This window comes from Curtobacterium sp. MCBD17_021 (assembly GCF_003234525.1).
GTDB lineage: Bacteria > Actinomycetota > Actinomycetes > Actinomycetales > Microbacteriaceae > Curtobacterium.
Window position 1 is genome coordinate 38,569 of record NZ_QKTS01000006.1, and the last position, 17,544, is coordinate 56,112.

Consider the following 17,544-nt stretch of genomic DNA (forward strand, 5'->3'; position numbering starts at 1 on the left):
GCGCGGCCGGTCACCGCCGCGGTACCCGCCGCGCTGGTCGTCACGACCACCGGCGCCGGGCCGACGGTCGGAGTCGTCGCGGCGCACGAAGCGGCCGCGGTCGTCGTCCCGGCTCACGAAGCCATCACGGTCGTCCGATCGACGGTCGAAGCTGCGCGCGTCGCGGTCCGGACGTCCGCGGAACCCACCGGAAGACCGGTCGTCACCGCCGCGGTACCCACCGGAACGGTCGTCACGGCCTCGGAAGCCACCCGTCGGACGGTCGCCACCACGGTCGTCACGCCCCCGGAAGCCACCGGAGGACCGGTCGTCCCGCCCACGGAACCCACCGGTCGGACGATCCCCGCCCCGGTCGTCCCGCCCACGGAACCCACCGGTCCCGCGGGCGTCGTTCCCGCGGTACCCGCTCCGGTCGCCGGCACCACGCTCGTCGCGCCCGCGGTACCCACCGCGGTCCGAGGACCCGCGGTCGTCGCGGCCTCGGAAGCCACCCGGCGGACGGTCGCCACCGGCACGGTCGTCGCGCCCGCGGTACGCGCCCGTCGGACGGTCGCCGCCGCCCGATCGGTCGTCACGCCCGCGGTACCCACCGGCACCCCGGTCGTCGCCGCCGCGGTACCCACCACGGTCGTCGCCAGCACGCTCGTCGCGCCCGCGGTACCCACCGCGGTCACCGGCACCGGCACCACGGTCGTCGCGCCCGCGGTACCCACCGCGGTCACCGGCACCCGCACCACGGTCGTCGCGCCCACGGTCGTCGCGCCCACGGTCGTCGCGCCCGCGGTACCCACCGGAGCCGGCCCCGTCACGTCCGCGAGGTGCGTCGTCACGGCGACCCGCGCCTCCCGGCCGGTCACCGCCCGCGCGTCCGGAGCCGCCGCGGCGGTCGCCGTCTCGTCGTGGTCTGTCGTTCTGGTCAAACCCGGCCATCGGGGATCCCTTCGGTCTGCCCGAAGCCGTCCGCGCCGTCCTCGAGGAGGGGCGAGATGAGCGGAAGCTCGTCGAGCGAGTTGATGCCGAGCTGCTGGAGCAGCAACTCGGAGGTGACGTAGTTGATGGCGCCGGTCTCGGAGTCGGTGAACGACTCCTCGATGAGGCCGCGCGCGACGAGGGTCCGGACCACGCCGTCGACGTTGACGGCCCGGATCGCGGCGATCTGGGAGCGGGTGATCGGCTGCTTGTAGGCGACCACGGCCAGGGTCTCGAGGGCTGCCTGGGACAGCCGTGCGGGACGCTCGGCCTCGACGAACTGCTCGACGACCGCGTCGAGTTCGGCGCGGACGTAGAAGCGCCAGCCGCCGCCGACCTCGCGGAGTTCGAAGCCGCGACGGACGGTCCCGTCGACACCGTCGAAGTCGGCGACCAGACGGTCGACCGCCTGTCGGACGACGGCCACCGGTTCCCCGACGGCGGCGGCGAGCGCGACGAGGGACTGCGGTTGGTCCGCGATCATGAGGATGGCTTCGAGCTGTCGGTCGACGGGGGCGTCGACCGGAGCAGTGCCCACATCGCCGGACGCAGCGTCCGCGTCCTCGACATCGGCGCCGACCTCAGCACGACCCGCTGTCGTTGCCCGGAGCGCGAGTTCGAGCGCTCGGGCGTCCTCGATCTCGTCGGAACCACCCGGCTCGGCGGACCCACCGGCGCGGGCGCGAGCACCGCGAGCATGCACGTCATCCGTCATAGTCGGCTCCCAGGTTCGCGAGGCTCTCGTCCGTCCAGTCGAGCGCGGTCCACCGGAGGATCAGTTCCCCGAGTGGTTCGAGTTGCTCGAACGAGATGGAGGCGTTCCGGTACAGCTCCAGGATCGCGAGGAAACGAGCCACCACGATACCCGCCTGGTCGACGCCCGCGATCAACTCGCGGAAGGTCACCTCCGGGGCTCCCTCGTCCGCGCGGGTGCGGAGGACCGACACGACGATGGCGGCCTGCTCCCGGATGCTCACCGCGGGGGCGTGCAGGTGGTCGAGCCCGACGGTCGGGATCTCCCGCGGAGCGAACGCCAGTGCTGCCAGCGCCGCGAAGTCCTGCACGGACAACGTCCACACCAGTTCCGGCGTCCGGGCCCGGAACCGTTCCTCGAGCCGGACACTGCGGACGTGCCGTCGGGACTCCGCGCCCCAGCGTTCGCCGAACCAGTCCGCGGCCTGCTTGAAGGCCCGGTACTGCAGGAGTCGTGCGAAGAGCAGGTCGCGGGCCTCGAGGAGTGCCACGTCCTCGGCGTCCACGAGTTCGCCCTGCGGCAGCAGTCCGACGATCTTCAGGTCGAGCAGGGTGGCGGCGACGACGAGGAACTCGCTCGCCTCGTCGAGTTCGTCGCTCGACTCGGCCTGGCGCACGTACGCGATGAACTCCCCCGTGACCGCACTGAGGGCGACCTCGGTGATGTCGAGCTCGTGCTTCGTGATGAGCGAGAGCAGCAGGTCGAACGGGCCGTCGAAGTTGCTGAGGCGCACCCGGAACCCGGGTGCCGTCGTGGTGCCGACGGGCGCGTCGCGCGCGTCGTCGACGGGTCCGGGCGTGCCGGACGGGAGGCTCGTGGCCGGGTCCTCAGGCGACGGCGCCACGCTGGACGAGCTCTCGGGCCAGCTGCCGGTAGGCGTGCGCCGCGGCGTGCTCGGGAGCCGTCTGCGTGATCGGCCGTGCGGACACGGTGGCGTCCGGGAACTTCACGGTGCGCCCGATGACGGTGTCGAGGACACGGTCGCCGAACGTCTCCACAACCCGCTCCATCACTTCCCGCGAGTGCAGGGTCCGCGAGTCGTACATCGTCGGCAGGATGCCGTCGAGCGTGAGCGCGGGGTTCAGGCGGTCCCGCACCTTGTCGATCGTCTCGATGAGCAGGGCGACACCGCGGAGCGCGAAGAACTCGCACTCGAGCGGGATGAGCACGCCGTGCGCCGCCGTCAGGGCGTTCACGGTGAGGAGGCCGAGCGAGGGCTGGCAGTCGATGAGGATGACGTCGTAGTCGTTCGACACCTTCCGCAGGACGCTGGCGAGGATCTGCTCCCGGGCGACCTCGTTGACCAGGTGCACCTCGGCCGCGGACAGGTCGATGTTCGCCGGGATGACGTCCAGCAGGGGCACGTTGGTCGGCTGGATGACCTGGTTCGGGTCCTTCACGGCGCCCATGAGCAGGTCGTAGACGGTGGGGATGTCGTGCGTCCGCACCCCGAGACCGGCGGAGAGGGCGCCCTGCGGATCGAAGTCGACCGCCAGGACCCGGCGACCGTACTCGGCGAGCGCCGCGCCGAGGTTGATGGCGGTGGTGGTCTTGCCGACCCCGCCCTTCTGGTTGCACAGCGAGATGATGCGCGCGGGACCGTGGCCGTCCAGCTCGTCCGGCACGGGGAACGCCCGCACGGGCCGACCGGTCGGACCCGTGACGATGTCGCCGGTACCGGAGGCTGTCGTCGGGATGCTGCTCACCCGGCCATCGTACCGGCGTGGCCGCGGGTGGCCGGGCCGCACCGCCGGGCGGGGCGAGCGGCGGTGGTTGCGCGGGCGGGGCCTCCCGGGCGACACACCGGGGTGGACGGCCGCGCGGTCGCGCGTGTCAGGCGGCGCGCAGCGCGACGCGCATGCTGTCGACCCGCTCGGCGATCACCGGATCGGTGGCCCACCGCTGCTGCAGGCGGCCGACCAGTTCACCGATCTGCTCCCGGTCGAGTCCGGCGACGAGCCGGAGGCCGACCGTGAGTTCGGGCCCGGCGAAGCGCGACAGCGGGTCCCCCGGCGACAGTTCGACCCGGACCACGGCGGGCTCGGTCTCGATCGTGCCCGCGAAGGCCCGCGCGACCTCCGGGTCCTCCGAGCACGGCGTCCACGGCAGGTCCTGGCCGAGTGCCCACACCGCGGGTCGGCGCAGGACGAACTCGGTCGTGGCCGTCGGGTCGAGCACGACCAGCTGCGTGTCCTCGCTCGCCGCGGCCATCGCGACCCGGCGGGACTCGACCGGGATGGGGCGGGCGTCCGCGTCCCAGGCGCGCATCGCCTCGACCGAGGTGAACGCCGGCATCACCGCGCGACCGTCCGGCCCTGCGACCGTGACGATCGAGAGCTCCTGGGTCTTGTCGACGATCCGACCGTCCGGGGTCTCGCCGACGTCACCTGCCTCGGCGACGAGCGGGATGAGCAGTCGTGCCGTCCGGAGTGCCGCGACGACCGCCGCGTGGGACCCGCCGTCGGCGACGGCGGTGATCGCCGCGACGAGGGCCGGGTCGGCCAGCCCGTCGTCCTCGGTGAACGTCGTGTCGTGCGCGTCGAAGGTACGGCCGGCCCACGGGTTGCCCGCCGAGTCAGCGGCGTGCGCGTGGTCGTGCACTGCCTGCTCGTCGGCGTCCGGACCCGCGCCGCGGCCGTTCGAGATGCCCGCCACGGAACGACTACTCTGACGCGATGTCGAGCGCGGCCGGCAGCGTGAACGCGCCGGAGTAGAGCGCCTTGCCGATGATCGCGCCCTCGAGACCGTGCGGCACGAGTTCGCGGAGCGCACGCAGGTCGTCGAGCGTCGAGATGCCGCCGGACGCAACGACGGGCTGGTCGGTCCGGTCGCACACCTGGCGCAGGAGGTCGACGTTGGGCCCCTGCAGCGTGCCGTCCTTCGTCACGTCGGTGACCACGTACCGCGCGCACCCGGCGTCCTCGAGCCGGTCGAGCACCTCCCAGAGGTCGCCCGCGTCCTCGGTCCATCCCCGGCTGGCGAGGGTGGTGCCGCGGACGTCGAGCCCCACGGCGATCTGCTCGCCGTACTGCCCGATGACGCGTGCGGCCCAGTCGGGGTTCTCCAGCGCGGCCGTGCCGAGGTTCACCCGGGCGGCGCCGGTGGCGAGGGCGGCCTCGAGCGAGGCGTCGTCGCGGATGCCGCCGGAGAGCTCGACCGAGACACCCTCGACTTCGCGGATGGCGTGCGCGATCACCCGTCGGTTGTCGCCACGACCGAAGGCCGCGTCGAGGTCGACGAGGTGGATCCACTCCGCGCCCTGGTCGCGCCAGGTGCGTGCCGCGACGACGGGGTCGCCGTACCCGGTCTCACTGCCGGCTTCGCCCTGGGTGAGGCGCACCGCCTGACCGTCGACGACGTCGACGGCCGGCAGCAGGACGAGGGGTTGGGTGGTGGAGAGCTCGGTCATGGTCCCGTCGGGATCGGGGGTCACAGCGACGAGACCCAGTTGCGGAGGAGGCGGATGCCCGGCTCACCGGACTTCTCCGGGTGGAACTGCGTGGCACTCAGCGGGCCGTTCTCGACGGCGGCGACGAAGCGTTCCCCGTGCTCGGCCCAGGTGAGCTTCGGCGCGCGGAACGGCCCGTACGCCTCGAGCGGGAAGTCGGTGACGCCGTAGGAGTGCACGAAGTAGAACCGTTCGTCACGGAGACCGTCGAACAGGACCGAGTCCTCCGGGGCCTCGACCGTGTTCCACCCCATGTGCGGCAGCACCTCGGCCTCGATCGGTTCGACGACGCCGGGCCACTGGCCGAGGCCCTCGACGTCGGCACCGCGCTCGACGCCGCGCTCGAACAGGACCTGCATGCCGACGCAGATGCCGAGGACCGGGCGACCACCGGCGAGACGGTGGTCGACGATCTCACCGCCGCGCACCCCTTCGAGCTGGTCGACGACCGCGGCGAACGCCCCGACGCCCGGGACGAGGAGTCCGTCGGCCTTGAGCGCGGCCTGCTTGTCGTTCGAGAGCGTCACGTCGGCGCCGGCCCGCTCGAGGGCCTTCGCGGCGGAGTGGACGTTGCCGGAGCCGTAGTCGAGGACGACGACGTTCGGCCGGGTGGTGCTCACAGCTTGCCCTTCGTGGACGGGATGCCGTCGACGCGCGGGTCGAGTTCGACGGCGCGGCGCATCGCTCGGGCGAAGGCCTTGAACTCGGCCTCCGCGATGTGGTGGGGGTCGCGCCCGTCGAGGACGCGCACGTGGACGGTGATGCCGGCGTTCATCGTGATCGCCTCGAACACGTGGCGGACGAGCGACCCGGTGAAGTGGCCACCGATGCGGTGGAACTCGAAGCCCGCGGGCTCCCCCGTGTGCACGAGGAACGGGCGACCGGACACGTCGACGACGGCCTGCGCGAGGGCTTCGTCGAGGGGGACGAGGGCGTCGCCGTAGCGGCCGATCCCCGCGCGGTCCCCGAGCGCCTGCCGGAGCGCCTGGCCGAGCACGATGCCCGTGTCCTCGACCGTGTGGTGCACGTCGATGTCGGTGTCGCCCGAGCTCTGCACGCGCAGGTCGATCAGGGAGTGCTTGCTGAACGCCGTCAGCATGTGGTCGAAGAACGGCACGCTCGTCGAGATCTCGGACCTGCCGGTGCCGTCGAGGTCGAGCGACAGGGAGACGGTCGATTCGCTCGTCGAGCGGGTGATCTCGGCGGTGCGCGCGGTCATGCTGCAACCCTAACGGGCGGCTGCTCGGCGGCGACCCGCCGCATGGCGTCGAGGAAGGCGGTGGTCTCCTCCGCCGTCCCGGCGCTGACGCGGAGGTGGTTCGGGATGCCGAGGTCGCGCACGATCACGTCCTGCTCCAGCAGCGACTCGAACGCTGCCCGCGGGTCGGCGACGCCGCCGAACAGGACGAAGTTCGACCACGTCTCGTGCGGCTGGTACCCCATGGCACCCAGCTCCGCCACCATGCGGTCGCGCTGCCCACGGATGTCGTCGACCATGCGGAGCATCTCCGGGGCGTGCCGGAGCGCGGCGACCGCTGCCGCCTGTGTCAGGGCGGACAGGTGGTACGGCAGCCGGACCAGGCGGAGGGCGTCGATCACGGCCGGATCGGCGGCGAGGTAGCCGACACGGGCGCCGGCGAAGGCGAACGCCTTGCTCATGGTCCGCGACACCACGAGGCGCTCCCGACCCGGCAGGAGGGTCAGGGCTGTGGGCTGCCCGGGCGGCATGAACTCGGCGTAGGCCTCGTCGACCATCACGATCCCGTCGGTGGCGTCGTACACGGCCTCGATCGTCGCGAGTTCGAGCGGGGTCCCCGTCGGGTTGTTCGGGCCGCACAGGAACACGAGGTCGGGCTGGTGGGCATCCACCGCGGCGGCGGCGGTCTCGGGTGAGATCCGGAACTCGGCGTCGCGGTCGGCGGGGATCCACCGGGTCCCGGTCCCCGACGCGATGATCGAGTGCATCGAGTAGGTGGGCGGGAAGCCCAGCACGCTGCGCCCCGGGCCCCCGAACGCCTGGAGCAGCTGCTGGATGACCTCGTTGGAGCCGTTCGCCGCCCAGATCGACTCCGCGCTCAGGCCGTGCCCGAGGTACCCGGCGAGGGACTGCCGCAGCTGGGTGAACTCGCGGTCGGGGTACCGGTTGACCGTGCCCAGGGCCTCACGGATCGAGGCGACGATGTCCTCGGCCACGTCCTCCGGCACGGGATGCGTGTTCTCGTTGACGTTGAGCTGCACGCGCACGTGCTTCTGCGGAGCGCCGTACGGGCTCTGCCCGCGCAGGTCGTCGCGGATGGGGAGGTCTTCGAGCGTGGTTGCCACCGATCCATCGTAGGCCGCTCCGGCTCTGCGACGACCGCCCGTCCGGACGGTCACCGGAGCACGACGGCCCTCGGATCAGCGGTCGTACTGAGCCGGGATCGAGATCTCCTGCCCGGCTTGCACGCCCGAGCCGTCGAGCGCGTTGAGGTTCACGACGTCCTGGACGAAGTCACGGGGGTCGGAGTCCGGAGCGGTCTGCTCGGCCAGCTGCCAGAGGGTCTCACCGGACTGGATCGTGACGGTGTCGAAGTGCACGTCGGCCGCACGGTCCCCGGCCGACGCCTGACCGCCGTTCAGCATGGCGAGCCCGACGCAGAGCAGCACCGGAAGGGCGGCGAGGGTCGTGAAGACGACCCGGCCGCGGCGGGTGAGACGGAGGCGCGTGCGCGCGACGGGGGCTGCGGTGTGCTGCGAGTCCGCGATGGCGTTGGTGCTCATGTCGTTGCCTTCCTGCTTGCCGTCGGTGCCGGTCGCCCGGGAATGGGTCAACCGAAGCCGTGTACCGAACATACGTTCGACTCAGTGGATACACAAGTCCCCTGAGGGGATCGGTGTGGGTTTTTCGTGCGACACGCTCGAACAGGTGTTTGTCCGACATGTCACGGTCGGATACTGTTTCGAGCGACTGGAGCAAGTCTCCACGGGACCACCGACATTCCCGCGGGCACCGTTCCACTTCCGACGAAGGGCGAGACGTGACGGACGAACTGCGCGGACAGAAACCGTTGACCGCGAAGCAGCAGTCGATCCTCGACGCCATCCGCGCGTCGATCGCCAGCCGGGGTTACCCGCCGAGCATGCGCGAGATCGGCGACGCCGCCGGGCTGTCGTCCCTCTCGAGCGTCTCCCACCAGCTCGGGCAGCTGGAGCTCGGCGGCTGGATCCGCCGTGACCCGAACCGCCCCCGCGCCCTCGAAGTCCTGGTCGACGAGCCCACCCCCGACTCCGACGGCCCGGACGTCGACGCCACGACGCTCGTGCCCCTGGTCGGCCGCATCGCCGCCGGTGTCCCGATCACCGCCGAGCAGCACGTCGACGAGATCATCCCGCTCCCCCGACAGCTCGTCGGGACCGGCGACCTCTTCATGCTCAAGGTCGTCGGCGAGTCCATGATCGACGCCGCGATCTGTGACGGCGACTGGGTCGTCGTCCGGTCGCAGCAGACCGCCGAGAACGGTGACGTCGTCGCGGCGATGCTCGACGAGGAAGCCACCGTCAAGGTCTTCCGGCAGCGCGACGGTCACACCTGGCTGCTGCCCCGCAACACCGCGTTCGAACCGATCCTCGGCGACGCGGCGACGGTCCTCGGCAAGGTCGTGGCGGTCCTCCGCTCCATCTGAGCCCCGGTCGGCCCCCGGGACGGGACGGGGCGGACGGACGGGAGGCGCGGTGCCAGCCGGCACCGCGCCTCCCGTGGGTCAGACCGGTCGTCAGGCCGAGGCGACGGGCGCGACCACGTACGGGTCGAGTTCTGCGACCTCGCGCTGGAAGACCCGCACCCGCAAGCGCGTGCCCTCCGGCACGTAGTCGAGCGACTCGACCGCGCCGGAGTCGTGCAGCTGCGAGACGAGGTCGCCGCGCGAGAACGGCAGCACGACGGTCAGTTCGACGTCGGGCTCGGGCAGGCGGGACTCGATCGCCGCGAGCAGGTCGGGGATCCCTTCGCCCGTCCGGGCCGACACGAACACCGCGTCGGGCGCGAGCCCGACGAGCACCATGCGCTGCGTGTCGTCGACCAAGTCGGCCTTGTTGAACACGACGAGCTCGGGGATGTCGCGGGCGCCGACGTCGCCGATCACCTCGCGGACGGTGGCGAGCTGCGCTGCCGGGTCCGGGTGCGACCCGTCGACCACGTGCACGATGACGTCCGCGTTCCCGACCTCTTCGAGGGTGGAACGGAACGCCTCGACCAGCTGGTGCGGCAGGTTGCGCACGAAGCCGACGGTGTCGGTGAAGGTGAACTCCCGGCCCTTCGACGTCTCGGTGCGACGCACCGTCGAGTCGAGCGTGGCGAACAGCTGGTTCTGCACCAGGACACCGGCACTCGTGAGACGGTTGAGCAGCGAGGACTTCCCCGCGTTCGTGTAGCCGGCGATCGCGACGCTCGGGACGTCGTTGCGGTCGCGGTCCGCTCGCTTGGCCTCGCGCGCCGGTGTGAACGACGCGATCTGGCGGCGCAACTTGGCCATCCGGGTGTGGATGCGGCGACGGTCGAGTTCGATCTTCGTCTCACCAGGACCACGGGAGCCCATACCGGCACCGCCGGAGACCTGGCCACCCGCCTGGCGGGACATCGACTCACCCCAACCGCGCAGACGCGGGAGGAGGTACTCGAGCTGCGCGAGCTCGACCTGGGCCTTGCCCTCGCGCGTGGTGGCGTGCTGGCTGAAGATGTCGAGGATGACCGCGGTCCGGTCGATGACCTTCACCTTGACGACGTCCTCGAGCGCACGGCGCTGCGAGGGTGCCAGTTCGGTGTCGGCGATGACCGTGTCGGCACCGGTGGCCTTGACGACCATCGCGAGCTCCTGGGCCTTGCCCTTGCCGAGGTACGTCGCCGGGTCGGGGTTCGGCCGGCGCTGCAGGAGCCCGTCGAGGACCACGGCACCCGCGGTCTCGGCGAGGGCCGACAGCTCGCGGAGGGAGTTCTCGGCGTCGGAGGCGTCGCCCTGCGCGTACACGCCGATGAGGACGACGCGCTCGAGCCGGAGTTGCCGGTACTCGACCTCGGTGACGTCCTCGAGTTCGGTGGAGAGACCGCCGACGCGCCGCAACGCCGCACGGTCCTCACGGTCGTACTGTTCGCCGTCACCGTCCCAACCCTGCTCGTCCACCGAGCGGGTCTGGATCGCCTGTGCCGGCGCGAAGATGGAGGATGCCGCACGCTTGTCGGCGTTGCGCAGCACCCGTTCGACGACACCGTCTGCGCTGTCGTCGTGGATGGTCTGTTCGTCCTGCTGATGGGATTCCGTCATGCTGTGCACAGGCTACCTCCGGAGCCCTCTGGACACACGGGGTTCCCGGTACGGTTCTTCCATGGCGAACGACCACTACTTCTCGGCCACCCCGGAGAGCCAGGCGCGTCCGCGGCAGATCCGTGTCACGCTCGCCGGTCGGACGCTCGAGCTCACCACCGCCGCCGGTGTCTTCAGCCCCGACGGCATCGACCGCGGCACGAGTGTGCTGCTCCACAACGTCCCCGCCCCCGCCGTCGACGGCGACCTCCTCGACGTCGGGTGCGGATGGGGTCCGCTGGCGATCACGATGGCGCTCCGTTCCCCCGACGCGCACGTGTGGGGCGTCGACGTCAACGAGCGGGTCCTCGACCTCGCCCGGACCAACGCCGCCGCCGCCGGGGCCGGCAACGTGACGGTCGGACTCCCCGCCGACGTCCCCGCCGACAAGTCGTTCCGGACCATCTGGTCGAACCCGCCGATCCGTGTCGGCAAGGACGAACTGCACGACATCCTCCGCACCTGGATCCCGCGGCTCGAGGTCGGCGGCGACGCCTGGCTCGTCGTGTCGAAGGACCTGGGCGGTGACTCCCTGCAGCGGTGGCTGCAGCAGACCCTGGCCGACGGCTTCACGGTCACCCGCGCCACGACGGACAAGGGGTTCCGCGTCATCCGGGTGCACCGGACCGCCTGACGCGGGCGGCCCTGCGCCGGCAGACCCGGGTTCAGACCGTGAGGTCGCCCGAGAACACGAGCTCCGCCGGGCCGGCGAGCGACACGTGCTCGCCGTCCTCCGTCGCCGTCATCCGCACCGTCAGGACCCCACCGGGGACGCGCACACGCCAGGTGTCCGGTGCCGCGGATCCTGCCCAGTAGCGGGTCGCGAGAGCAGCGGCGACCGCCCCCGTGCCGCACGACAGGGTCTCGCCGCTGCCGCGCTCGTGCACACGCATGGTGATCTCGCCGACGCCGTCGGTGACGAGCGGGTCACCGGGCAGCACGAACTCCACGTTCGCTCCCGAGGCCGGCGCCGGGTCGAGGACGGGCACGTAGGTGAGGTCGATCCCGGCGAGCTCTTCCTCGCTGGCGACGGCCACGACGACGTGGGGGTTGCCGACGTCGATGCCGAGACCGGGTCGGGCCCGGTCGAGGTCCTTCGCCCGCACGAGGACGTCGTCCGATCCGCCGCCGTCGATGCCGAGCCGCCAGCGGCCGAGGTCCGCGGCGAACCCGGTCGAGGAACGCTGGATGTCGACGACGCCCTTCCGGCTGCCGACGGTCAGGGTCCGCCCGGGAGCGAGGTCGACGAGCCCCGCCTCGGTCAGGTACCGCGCGAACACGCGGATGCCGTTGCCACACATCTCGGCGACCGAGCCGTCGGCGTTGTGGTAGTCCATGAACCAGGTCGCGTCCGGGTCCTCGGCGAGGATCGCCTGCCCCTCGGGGATGGCGTCGGAGCGCACCGCGCGGATGACCCCGTCGGCCCCGACGCCGAAGCGGCGGTCCGCGATGGCTCGGATGCGGTCGGGGGTGAGGTCGACCGTGGCGTCGGGGTCGGCGAACAGGACGAAGTCGTTGCCGGTCCCGTGGCCCTTGGTGAAGTGCAGCTCGGTCACGGGACGATCCTACGGGCCAGTCCCGACAGCTCCGCGGCCCCGGCACCCGTGACGTCGAGCGCGGTGACGCGGGTCGTGTCCGTGTCGGCGTACCGCTTGAACCAGGACACCTGCCGGCGCGCGTACTTCCGCGTCGCGATGCTGGTCGCCTCGACGGCGTCGTCGATGGTCGCCCCGCCGCGGAGGACCTCGAGCGCCTGGGAGTAGCCGATGGCGGCCCGCGCGGTCCGCCCCTGTTCCAGTCCCCGCTCCCGCAGGCCCGCGACCTCGTCCACGAGCCCGGTGGCGAACATCCGCTCGGCTCGGGTCCGCAGGGCGGCGACGAGCTGCTCCCGGTCACGGCGCAGGTGCAGCACGTGCGCCGACCGCCACGGTCGCGGGGCTGCCGGGAGGCTCGGGGTGACGCGGTCGGACCGGCTCGCGATCTCGACGGCGCGGATCAGGCGGCGCGGGTTCCGGGCGTCGATCGCGGCGGCTGCCGCCGGGTCGAGTCGGCGGAGCCGTTCGAGGAGGACGTTCGGACCGAGCTCCAGGTGCTCCCGCTCGAGCTGCTCCCGGAGCACCGGGTCCGTGCCGGGGAAGTCGAGGTCGAAGAGCACCGCGGAGACGTACAGCCCGCTGCCACCGACGAGTACCGCGACCCCGCCGTCCGCGGTGATCGCCGCGATCACCGCGCGTGCGTCGCGCTGGTACGCCGCCACACTGGCCTCGTCCGTGACGTCGAGCACGTCGAGCTGGTGGTGCGGGACACCGCGGCGGTCGGACTCAGGCACCTTCGCGGTCCCGATGTCCATGCCGCGGTAGAGCTGCATGGCGTCGGCGTTGACGATCTCCGCCCGACGGCCCTGGGCACGATGCCGTTCGGCGAGTGCGAGGGCGAGCTCCGACTTGCCGGTGCCGGTCGCGCCGACCACGGCGACGAGCTCCGCGGCACCGGCCGCCTCGACCGGTGCGCCCTGCCCGTCCCCGACGCTCGGGTCGACGTCGGCAGCGGCGCCTGGGTCAGCGGCCGACACGGAGTGCGGGGAGGCCGAGCGAGACCGGACGCGGTCCGCCGCCCGGCACCGTCGGGATGGGCACCCCGCACGACTCCGCCTGCGCCCGGTCCCAGGCGTCACCCGCACGGGTCCGGCGGATGCGCAGGGGTGCGTCCGAGTCGGCGACGAGGAAGTGCGGTGCCGTCCGGGTCACCTCGACCGAGACGACGTCGCCTGGTCGCGGCACGTCGGACCCGCTCGGCACCGAGAAGTGCACGAGCCGGGAGTCCTCCGCACGCCCCGAGAGCCGGTGCGTGCTGTCGTCCTTCTTGCCCTCCCCGGTGGCCACGAGGACCTCCAGGGTGCGACCGAGCTGAGCGGCGTTCTCCTCCGTGGTGATGCGTTCCTGCAGCGCGATGAGCCGCTCGTACCGCTCCTGCACGACGTGCTTGGGCAGCTGCTCGGCCATCGTCGCCGCCGGGGTGCCGGGGCGGATGGAGTACTGGAACGTGAAGGCCGTCGCGAACCGGGCCTGCTCGACGACGCGCATGGTGTCCTCGAAGTCCTCGTCCGTCTCGCCGGGGAACCCGACGATGACGTCGGTCGAGATGGCGGCGTGCGGGATCGCAGCCCGGACGCGGTCGAGGATGCCGAGGAAACGCTCGCTCCGGTAGCTGCGCCGCATCGCCTTGAGGACCCGGTCGGATCCGGACTGCAGCGGCATGTGCAGCTGCGGCATGACGTTGGGGGTCTCCGCCATCGCCGCGATGACGTCGTCGGTGAAGGCCGCCGGGTGCGGGCTGGTGAAGCGGACGCGTTCGAGGCCCGCGATCTGCCCGGTCGCGCGGAGGAGCTTCCCGAACGCCTGTCGGTCCCCGAACTCCACCCCGTACGAGTTGACGTTCTGCCCGAGCAGCGTGACCTCGATGGCGCCGTCGTCGACGAGGGCCTGGATTTCAGCGAGGACGTCCCCCGGGCGACGGTCCTTCTCCTTGCCGCGGAGGGACGGCACGATGCAGAACGTGCAGGTGTTGTTGCAACCGACGGAGATCGACACCCAGCCGCTGGAGGTCGACTCGCGCTTGGTCGGCAGGGTCGACGGGAAGACGTCGAGCGACTCGAGGATCTCGAGCTGCGCCTCGTCGTTGTGGCGGGCCCGCTCGAGCAGGGTCGGCAACGACCCCATGTTGTGCGTGCCGAAGACGACGTCAACCCAGGGCGCCTTCTCGAGGATGACGTTCTTGTCCTTCTGCGCCAGGCACCCGCCGACGGCGATCTGCATGCCCGGCCGCTCACGCTTGATCGACGCCAGACGGCCGAGGTTGCCGTACAACCGGTTGTCGGCGTTCTCACGCACGGCACAGGTGTTGATGACCACGACGTCGGCCTGCTCGCCCTCGGCAGCGACGTACCCGGCGGCGCGGAGGGAGCCGCTGAGGCGCTCGGAGTCGTGCACGTTCATCTGGCACCCGTAGGTGCGGACTTCGTAGGTACGCGGGCGCGAGGCGACGGTGTCCATGATCGTCCCAGTGTAGAACCGGGCGTGCACGGGACCGGGCAGGAGCCCGTGCGTCCGGAGCACGTGCGTCCGGAGCACGTGCTCCGGTGCGGACTACTCGAACCGGACGGTCCCGCCACCGGTCGGCGGGCGGCGCGGACCGTCGAGGGCCCGCTCGACGGCGATGCGCACGACGCCGCCGTTGTAGCCCTTGCGCATCAGGAAGCCGGACAGCCGGCGCTCGGCGGTCGCACGGTCGAGGCCGCGCATCTGGCCGGCCCGCTTGGTGGCGAGCTCGATCGCCCGGACGAACTCGTCGTCCTCGTCGTCGGCAGCCGCTTCGAGGGCGGCGTCGATCGCGACCTGGTCGATGCCGCGGCGGCGGAGATCGGCGACGATCGCCTGGCGTCCGAGGCCCTTCCGCGCGTGCAGCCGGTCGACGAGGTCGGTGGCGAGCGCGACGTCGTCGAGGAGACCGACACGGGTCAACCGCTCGATCTCGTGCTCGATCACATCGGCATCGAGGTCGTCGTGCGCGGACAGCATCGTGCGCAGCTCCGAGGTGCTCACCCCGCGTCGCCCGAGGGCCCGCATGCTGATGCGCTCGGCGTCCGCACGCTGCTCGTCGAGTGGCCGAGGGGCATCCGCCGGATCGAGCTCGTCGCCGGCGATCGAGAAGACGGAGGCCGACTTCGCCTCGGCCTCGTCACCGTCGTAGCCTCGCTGCTCGGCGCGGGAACTCGCACCGGAGCCGTCCCCGACGACCGGAGACAGCCAGGCCGTCTGTGCACCTCGGACGGGTAACGGGACCGGCGTGTCGGCGTCGAACGACGTGGGCTCCGGAGCACCCCCGGCGTCGGCATCGGTGCCCCCGTCAGCCTCCCCGCTGCGGCCGGTCCCTGCGCCAGTGCCACGGGTGTCCGTGGGACCCGTACCCGCATCGGACTCCGTGGTGCGGGATCGACGACGTGACCTCGCACCGAACAGGTCGGTGACCGGTGCGAGGTCGTCGTCGTCGTGGTCGGTCGTCACGCGCCCTTGCGCTCCGCGAGCTTCGGAGCGATCGAGTCGACCGGCGCTTCTTCCTTCGCCCCGCCGACGCCGAGCTTGGCGAGGATCTTGCCCTCGATCTCAGCGGCGATCTCGGGGTTCTGGATGAGGAACGACCGCGAGTTCTCCTTGCCCTGTCCGAGCTGGTCGCCGTCGTAGGTGTACCAGGCACCGGACTTCTTCACGATCCCGTGGTCGACACCGAAGTCGAGCAGCGAGCCCTCTCGCGAGATGCCCACCCCGTAGAGGATGTCGAACTCGGCCTGCTTGAAGGGCGGCGCCATCTTGTTCTTGACGACCTTGACGCGCGTGCGGTTACCGACGGCGTCGGTCCCGCTCTTCAGCGTCTCGATGCGACGGATGTCGAGGCGGACTGACGCGTAGAACTTGAGCGCCTTACCACCGGACGTCGTCTCGGGCGACCCGAAGAACACGCCGATCTTCTCGCGCAGCTGGTTGATGAAGATCATCGTGGTCTGCGTCTGGTTGAGACCACCGGCGAGCTTGCGGAGCGCCTGCGACATGAGGCGCGCCTGCAGACCGACGTGGGAGTCACCCATCTCGCCCTCGATCTCGGCGCGTGGCACGAGCGCCGCGACGGAGTCGATGACGATGAGGTCGATGGACCCCGAGCGCACGAGCATGTCAGCGATCTCGAGGGCCTGTTCGGCGGTGTCCGGCTGGGACACCAGGAGGGCGTCGATGTCGACACCGAGCTTCTTGGCGTACTCCGGGTCGAGCGCGTGCTCGGCGTCGATGAACGCCGCGATGCCGCCGTTGCGCTGCGCGTTCGCGATGGCGTGGATCGTCAGCGTCGTCTTGCCGGAGGACTCCGGACCGTAGATCTCGATGATGCGGCCACGCGGGAGCCCACCGATCCCGAGCGCGACGTCCAGCGCGACGGAACCGGTCGGGATGACGGCGACCGGAGCACGTTCGTCCGTGCCGAGGCGCATCACGGCACCCTTGCCGAACTGACGGTCGATCTGAGCGAGTGCGGTCTCGAGGGCCTTCTCGCGGTCTACTGGTGATGGCACGGGGTGCTCCTTCGTACTGGTGGCGGCCGCCTGTAGGCTGTCGCGTCCGGACCGGCCGATGGTGCAAGGCCACTCGTTCTGCGACAAGGCTTCGGACGTGTTCCGATGTCCATGAACCTACGGCCGCCCACCGACATCGCTGCCGACGAGCGCGTCGGTTGTGGATGGAGCACCCGGTCAACGTCGCTGTGCAGGAACGTAGCACCGACCGAACAGGTGTTCGAGCGACACGCCGAACGCATGTTCGGCACGGGAGCGTGTACCCGGAACCGCTCGGTCGGTCAGTCGCGCGGTTCCTGCAGCCCCTTGCCGTGCCGTCGTTCGAGCGGGACGTCCTGCGAGTCGCAGAGCGCGTCCCACACCGCGCGGGCGTCGACGCCCGCCGCCAGGGCGTCCGCCGCCGACCGACCGCCGAGCTGCTCGAGCACGACGTCACGGGCGACGACCGCACCGTAGGCGTCCCCGAACACCTGGTCGACGGCCCGCCAGAACTCACTCACCCGCATCAGGCCACCCTAACAACGGCGAACGCCCCCGCCGGCGGACCGGTGAGGGCGTTCGTACGGTGCTGCTCAGCGCACCGCGAGGTCGTTGTCGAACTCGGCGACGAGTTCATCGGGAAGCGTGTCCGGGACACGGGTGAGGCCTTCGACCACGGCGAGGCGGTCACCCACTTCGCGCATGATCGTCGAGATCGGAGTGTCGAGTGCATCCGCCACCGACGCGAGGATCTCCGAGCTGGCTTCTTTCTGACCGCGCTCGACCTCACTGAGGTACCCGAGGGCAACGCTGGCCTTGGACGCGACCTGACGGAGGGTCCGGCCCTTCTGCAAGCGGAAGTCCCGCAGCACATCGCCGATTTCCTGACGAACGAGAACCATGAGAACTCCTCCTTCCTGTCATCTCCGCGCCCGCTCGG

Annotated in this window: 20 protein-coding genes; 2 read left to right on the forward strand and 18 right to left on the reverse strand. The window is 71.4% G+C overall.

Going from position 1 to position 17,544, the window contains the following annotated elements:
• Window positions 1–113: 113 nt before the first annotated feature.
• The 10 genes from DEI83_RS16215 to DEI83_RS07300 all read right to left on the reverse strand — a co-directional run bounded on the left by DEI83_RS16215 (window position 114) and on the right by DEI83_RS07300 (window position 7,931).
• Window positions 114–920: a hypothetical protein gene (locus tag DEI83_RS16215; protein WP_258371093.1), complete on the reverse strand. Its 807-nt coding sequence runs from the start codon at window positions 918–920 to the stop codon at window positions 114–116.
• Window positions 917–1,684, reverse strand: coding sequence for an SMC-Scp complex subunit ScpB (scpB, locus tag DEI83_RS07260; protein WP_111081123.1), 768 nt, complete (start codon window positions 1,682–1,684; stop codon window positions 917–919). Before scpB ends, DEI83_RS16215 begins: the two co-directional genes overlap by 4 nt.
• Window positions 1,674–2,567 (reverse strand): segregation and condensation protein A, encoded by an 894-nt coding sequence (locus DEI83_RS07265; RefSeq protein ID WP_375334654.1) that lies wholly within the window; start codon window positions 2,565–2,567, stop codon window positions 1,674–1,676. Before DEI83_RS07265 ends, scpB begins: the two co-directional genes overlap by 11 nt.
• Window positions 2,551–3,429 carry a ParA family protein gene (locus DEI83_RS07270; protein WP_111081124.1) on the reverse strand — a complete coding sequence of 293 codons (879 nt, stop codon included), beginning with the start codon at window positions 3,427–3,429 and terminating at the stop codon, window positions 2,551–2,553. Before DEI83_RS07270 ends, DEI83_RS07265 begins: the two co-directional genes overlap by 17 nt.
• 127 nt (window positions 3,430–3,556) lie before the next feature.
• The gene (locus DEI83_RS07275; RefSeq protein ID WP_111081125.1) at window positions 3,557–4,378 is read right to left on the reverse strand and encodes an SseB family protein; all 822 of its coding nucleotides are present in this window, start codon (window positions 4,376–4,378) and stop codon (window positions 3,557–3,559) included.
• 7 nt (window positions 4,379–4,385) lie between these two features.
• Window positions 4,386–5,132, reverse strand: coding sequence for a bifunctional 1-(5-phosphoribosyl)-5-((5-phosphoribosylamino)methylideneamino)imidazole-4-carboxamide isomerase/phosphoribosylanthranilate isomerase PriA (priA, locus tag DEI83_RS07280; protein ID WP_111081126.1), 747 nt, complete (start codon window positions 5,130–5,132; stop codon window positions 4,386–4,388).
• 20 nt (window positions 5,133–5,152) lie between these two features.
• Window positions 5,153–5,791, reverse strand: a complete 639-nt coding sequence (hisH, locus tag DEI83_RS07285; protein ID WP_111081127.1) for an imidazole glycerol phosphate synthase subunit HisH — start codon at window positions 5,789–5,791, stop codon at window positions 5,153–5,155.
• Window positions 5,788–6,390, reverse strand: a complete 603-nt coding sequence (hisB, locus tag DEI83_RS07290) for an imidazoleglycerol-phosphate dehydratase HisB (RefSeq protein ID WP_111081128.1) — start codon at window positions 6,388–6,390, stop codon at window positions 5,788–5,790. The genes hisH and hisB overlap by 4 nt, the downstream gene beginning before the upstream one ends.
• On the reverse strand, window positions 6,387–7,493 hold the full coding sequence (locus DEI83_RS07295) for a histidinol-phosphate transaminase (protein WP_111081129.1): 1,107 nt from the start codon (window positions 7,491–7,493) through the stop codon (window positions 6,387–6,389). Before DEI83_RS07295 ends, hisB begins: the two co-directional genes overlap by 4 nt.
• A gap of 75 nt (window positions 7,494–7,568) precedes the next feature.
• Window positions 7,569–7,931: a LysM peptidoglycan-binding domain-containing protein gene (locus tag DEI83_RS07300; protein WP_111081304.1), complete on the reverse strand. Its 363-nt coding sequence runs from the start codon at window positions 7,929–7,931 to the stop codon at window positions 7,569–7,571.
• A gap of 257 nt (window positions 7,932–8,188) precedes the next feature.
• Here DEI83_RS07300 and lexA point away from each other — a divergent pair, with 257 nt between their 5' ends.
• A complete protein-coding gene (gene lexA, locus DEI83_RS07305; RefSeq protein WP_111081130.1) occupies window positions 8,189–8,833 on the forward strand; it encodes a transcriptional repressor LexA in 645 nt (214 codons plus the stop codon).
• 90 nt (window positions 8,834–8,923) lie between these two features.
• Here the strand turns inward: lexA and hflX are convergent, their stop codons facing one another.
• Entirely contained in the window at window positions 8,924–10,468 is a 1,545-nt protein-coding gene (gene hflX, locus DEI83_RS07310) for a GTPase HflX (protein ID WP_111081131.1), read from the reverse strand.
• A gap of 61 nt (window positions 10,469–10,529) precedes the next feature.
• Here hflX and DEI83_RS07315 point away from each other — a divergent pair, with 61 nt between their 5' ends.
• Window positions 10,530–11,141 (forward strand): class I SAM-dependent methyltransferase, encoded by a 612-nt coding sequence (locus DEI83_RS07315; protein ID WP_111081132.1) that lies wholly within the window; start codon window positions 10,530–10,532, stop codon window positions 11,139–11,141.
• 31 nt (window positions 11,142–11,172) lie between these two features.
• Here DEI83_RS07315 and dapF read toward each other — a convergent pair whose 3' ends face one another.
• The 7 genes from dapF to DEI83_RS07350 form a co-directional block, all read right to left on the reverse strand.
• On the reverse strand, window positions 11,173–12,063 hold the full coding sequence (gene dapF, locus DEI83_RS07320; RefSeq protein ID WP_111081133.1) for a diaminopimelate epimerase: 891 nt from the start codon (window positions 12,061–12,063) through the stop codon (window positions 11,173–11,175).
• Window positions 12,060–13,079 carry a tRNA (adenosine(37)-N6)-dimethylallyltransferase MiaA gene (gene miaA / locus DEI83_RS07325; protein WP_111081134.1) on the reverse strand — a complete coding sequence of 340 codons (1,020 nt, stop codon included), beginning with the start codon at window positions 13,077–13,079 and terminating at the stop codon, window positions 12,060–12,062. Before miaA ends, dapF begins: the two co-directional genes overlap by 4 nt.
• Window positions 13,066–14,559, reverse strand: coding sequence for a tRNA (N6-isopentenyl adenosine(37)-C2)-methylthiotransferase MiaB (gene miaB / locus DEI83_RS07330; RefSeq protein WP_111081306.1), 1,494 nt, complete (start codon window positions 14,557–14,559; stop codon window positions 13,066–13,068). Before miaB ends, miaA begins: the two co-directional genes overlap by 14 nt.
• Before the next feature lie 93 nt (window positions 14,560–14,652).
• Window positions 14,653–15,570: a regulatory protein RecX gene (locus DEI83_RS07335; protein ID WP_111081135.1), complete on the reverse strand. Its 918-nt coding sequence runs from the start codon at window positions 15,568–15,570 to the stop codon at window positions 14,653–14,655.
• Window positions 15,567–16,625: a recombinase RecA gene (gene recA / locus DEI83_RS07340; protein WP_111081136.1), complete on the reverse strand. Its 1,059-nt coding sequence runs from the start codon at window positions 16,623–16,625 to the stop codon at window positions 15,567–15,569. Before recA ends, DEI83_RS07335 begins: the two co-directional genes overlap by 4 nt.
• A 281-nt stretch (window positions 16,626–16,906) precedes the next feature.
• The gene (locus tag DEI83_RS07345; protein WP_111081137.1) at window positions 16,907–17,131 is read right to left on the reverse strand and encodes a DUF3046 domain-containing protein; all 225 of its coding nucleotides are present in this window, start codon (window positions 17,129–17,131) and stop codon (window positions 16,907–16,909) included.
• A 66-nt stretch (window positions 17,132–17,197) separates the two neighbouring features.
• Window positions 17,198–17,506 (reverse strand): helix-turn-helix domain-containing protein, encoded by a 309-nt coding sequence (locus tag DEI83_RS07350; RefSeq protein ID WP_110823882.1) that lies wholly within the window; start codon window positions 17,504–17,506, stop codon window positions 17,198–17,200.
• Window positions 17,507–17,544: the final 38 nt, after the last annotated feature.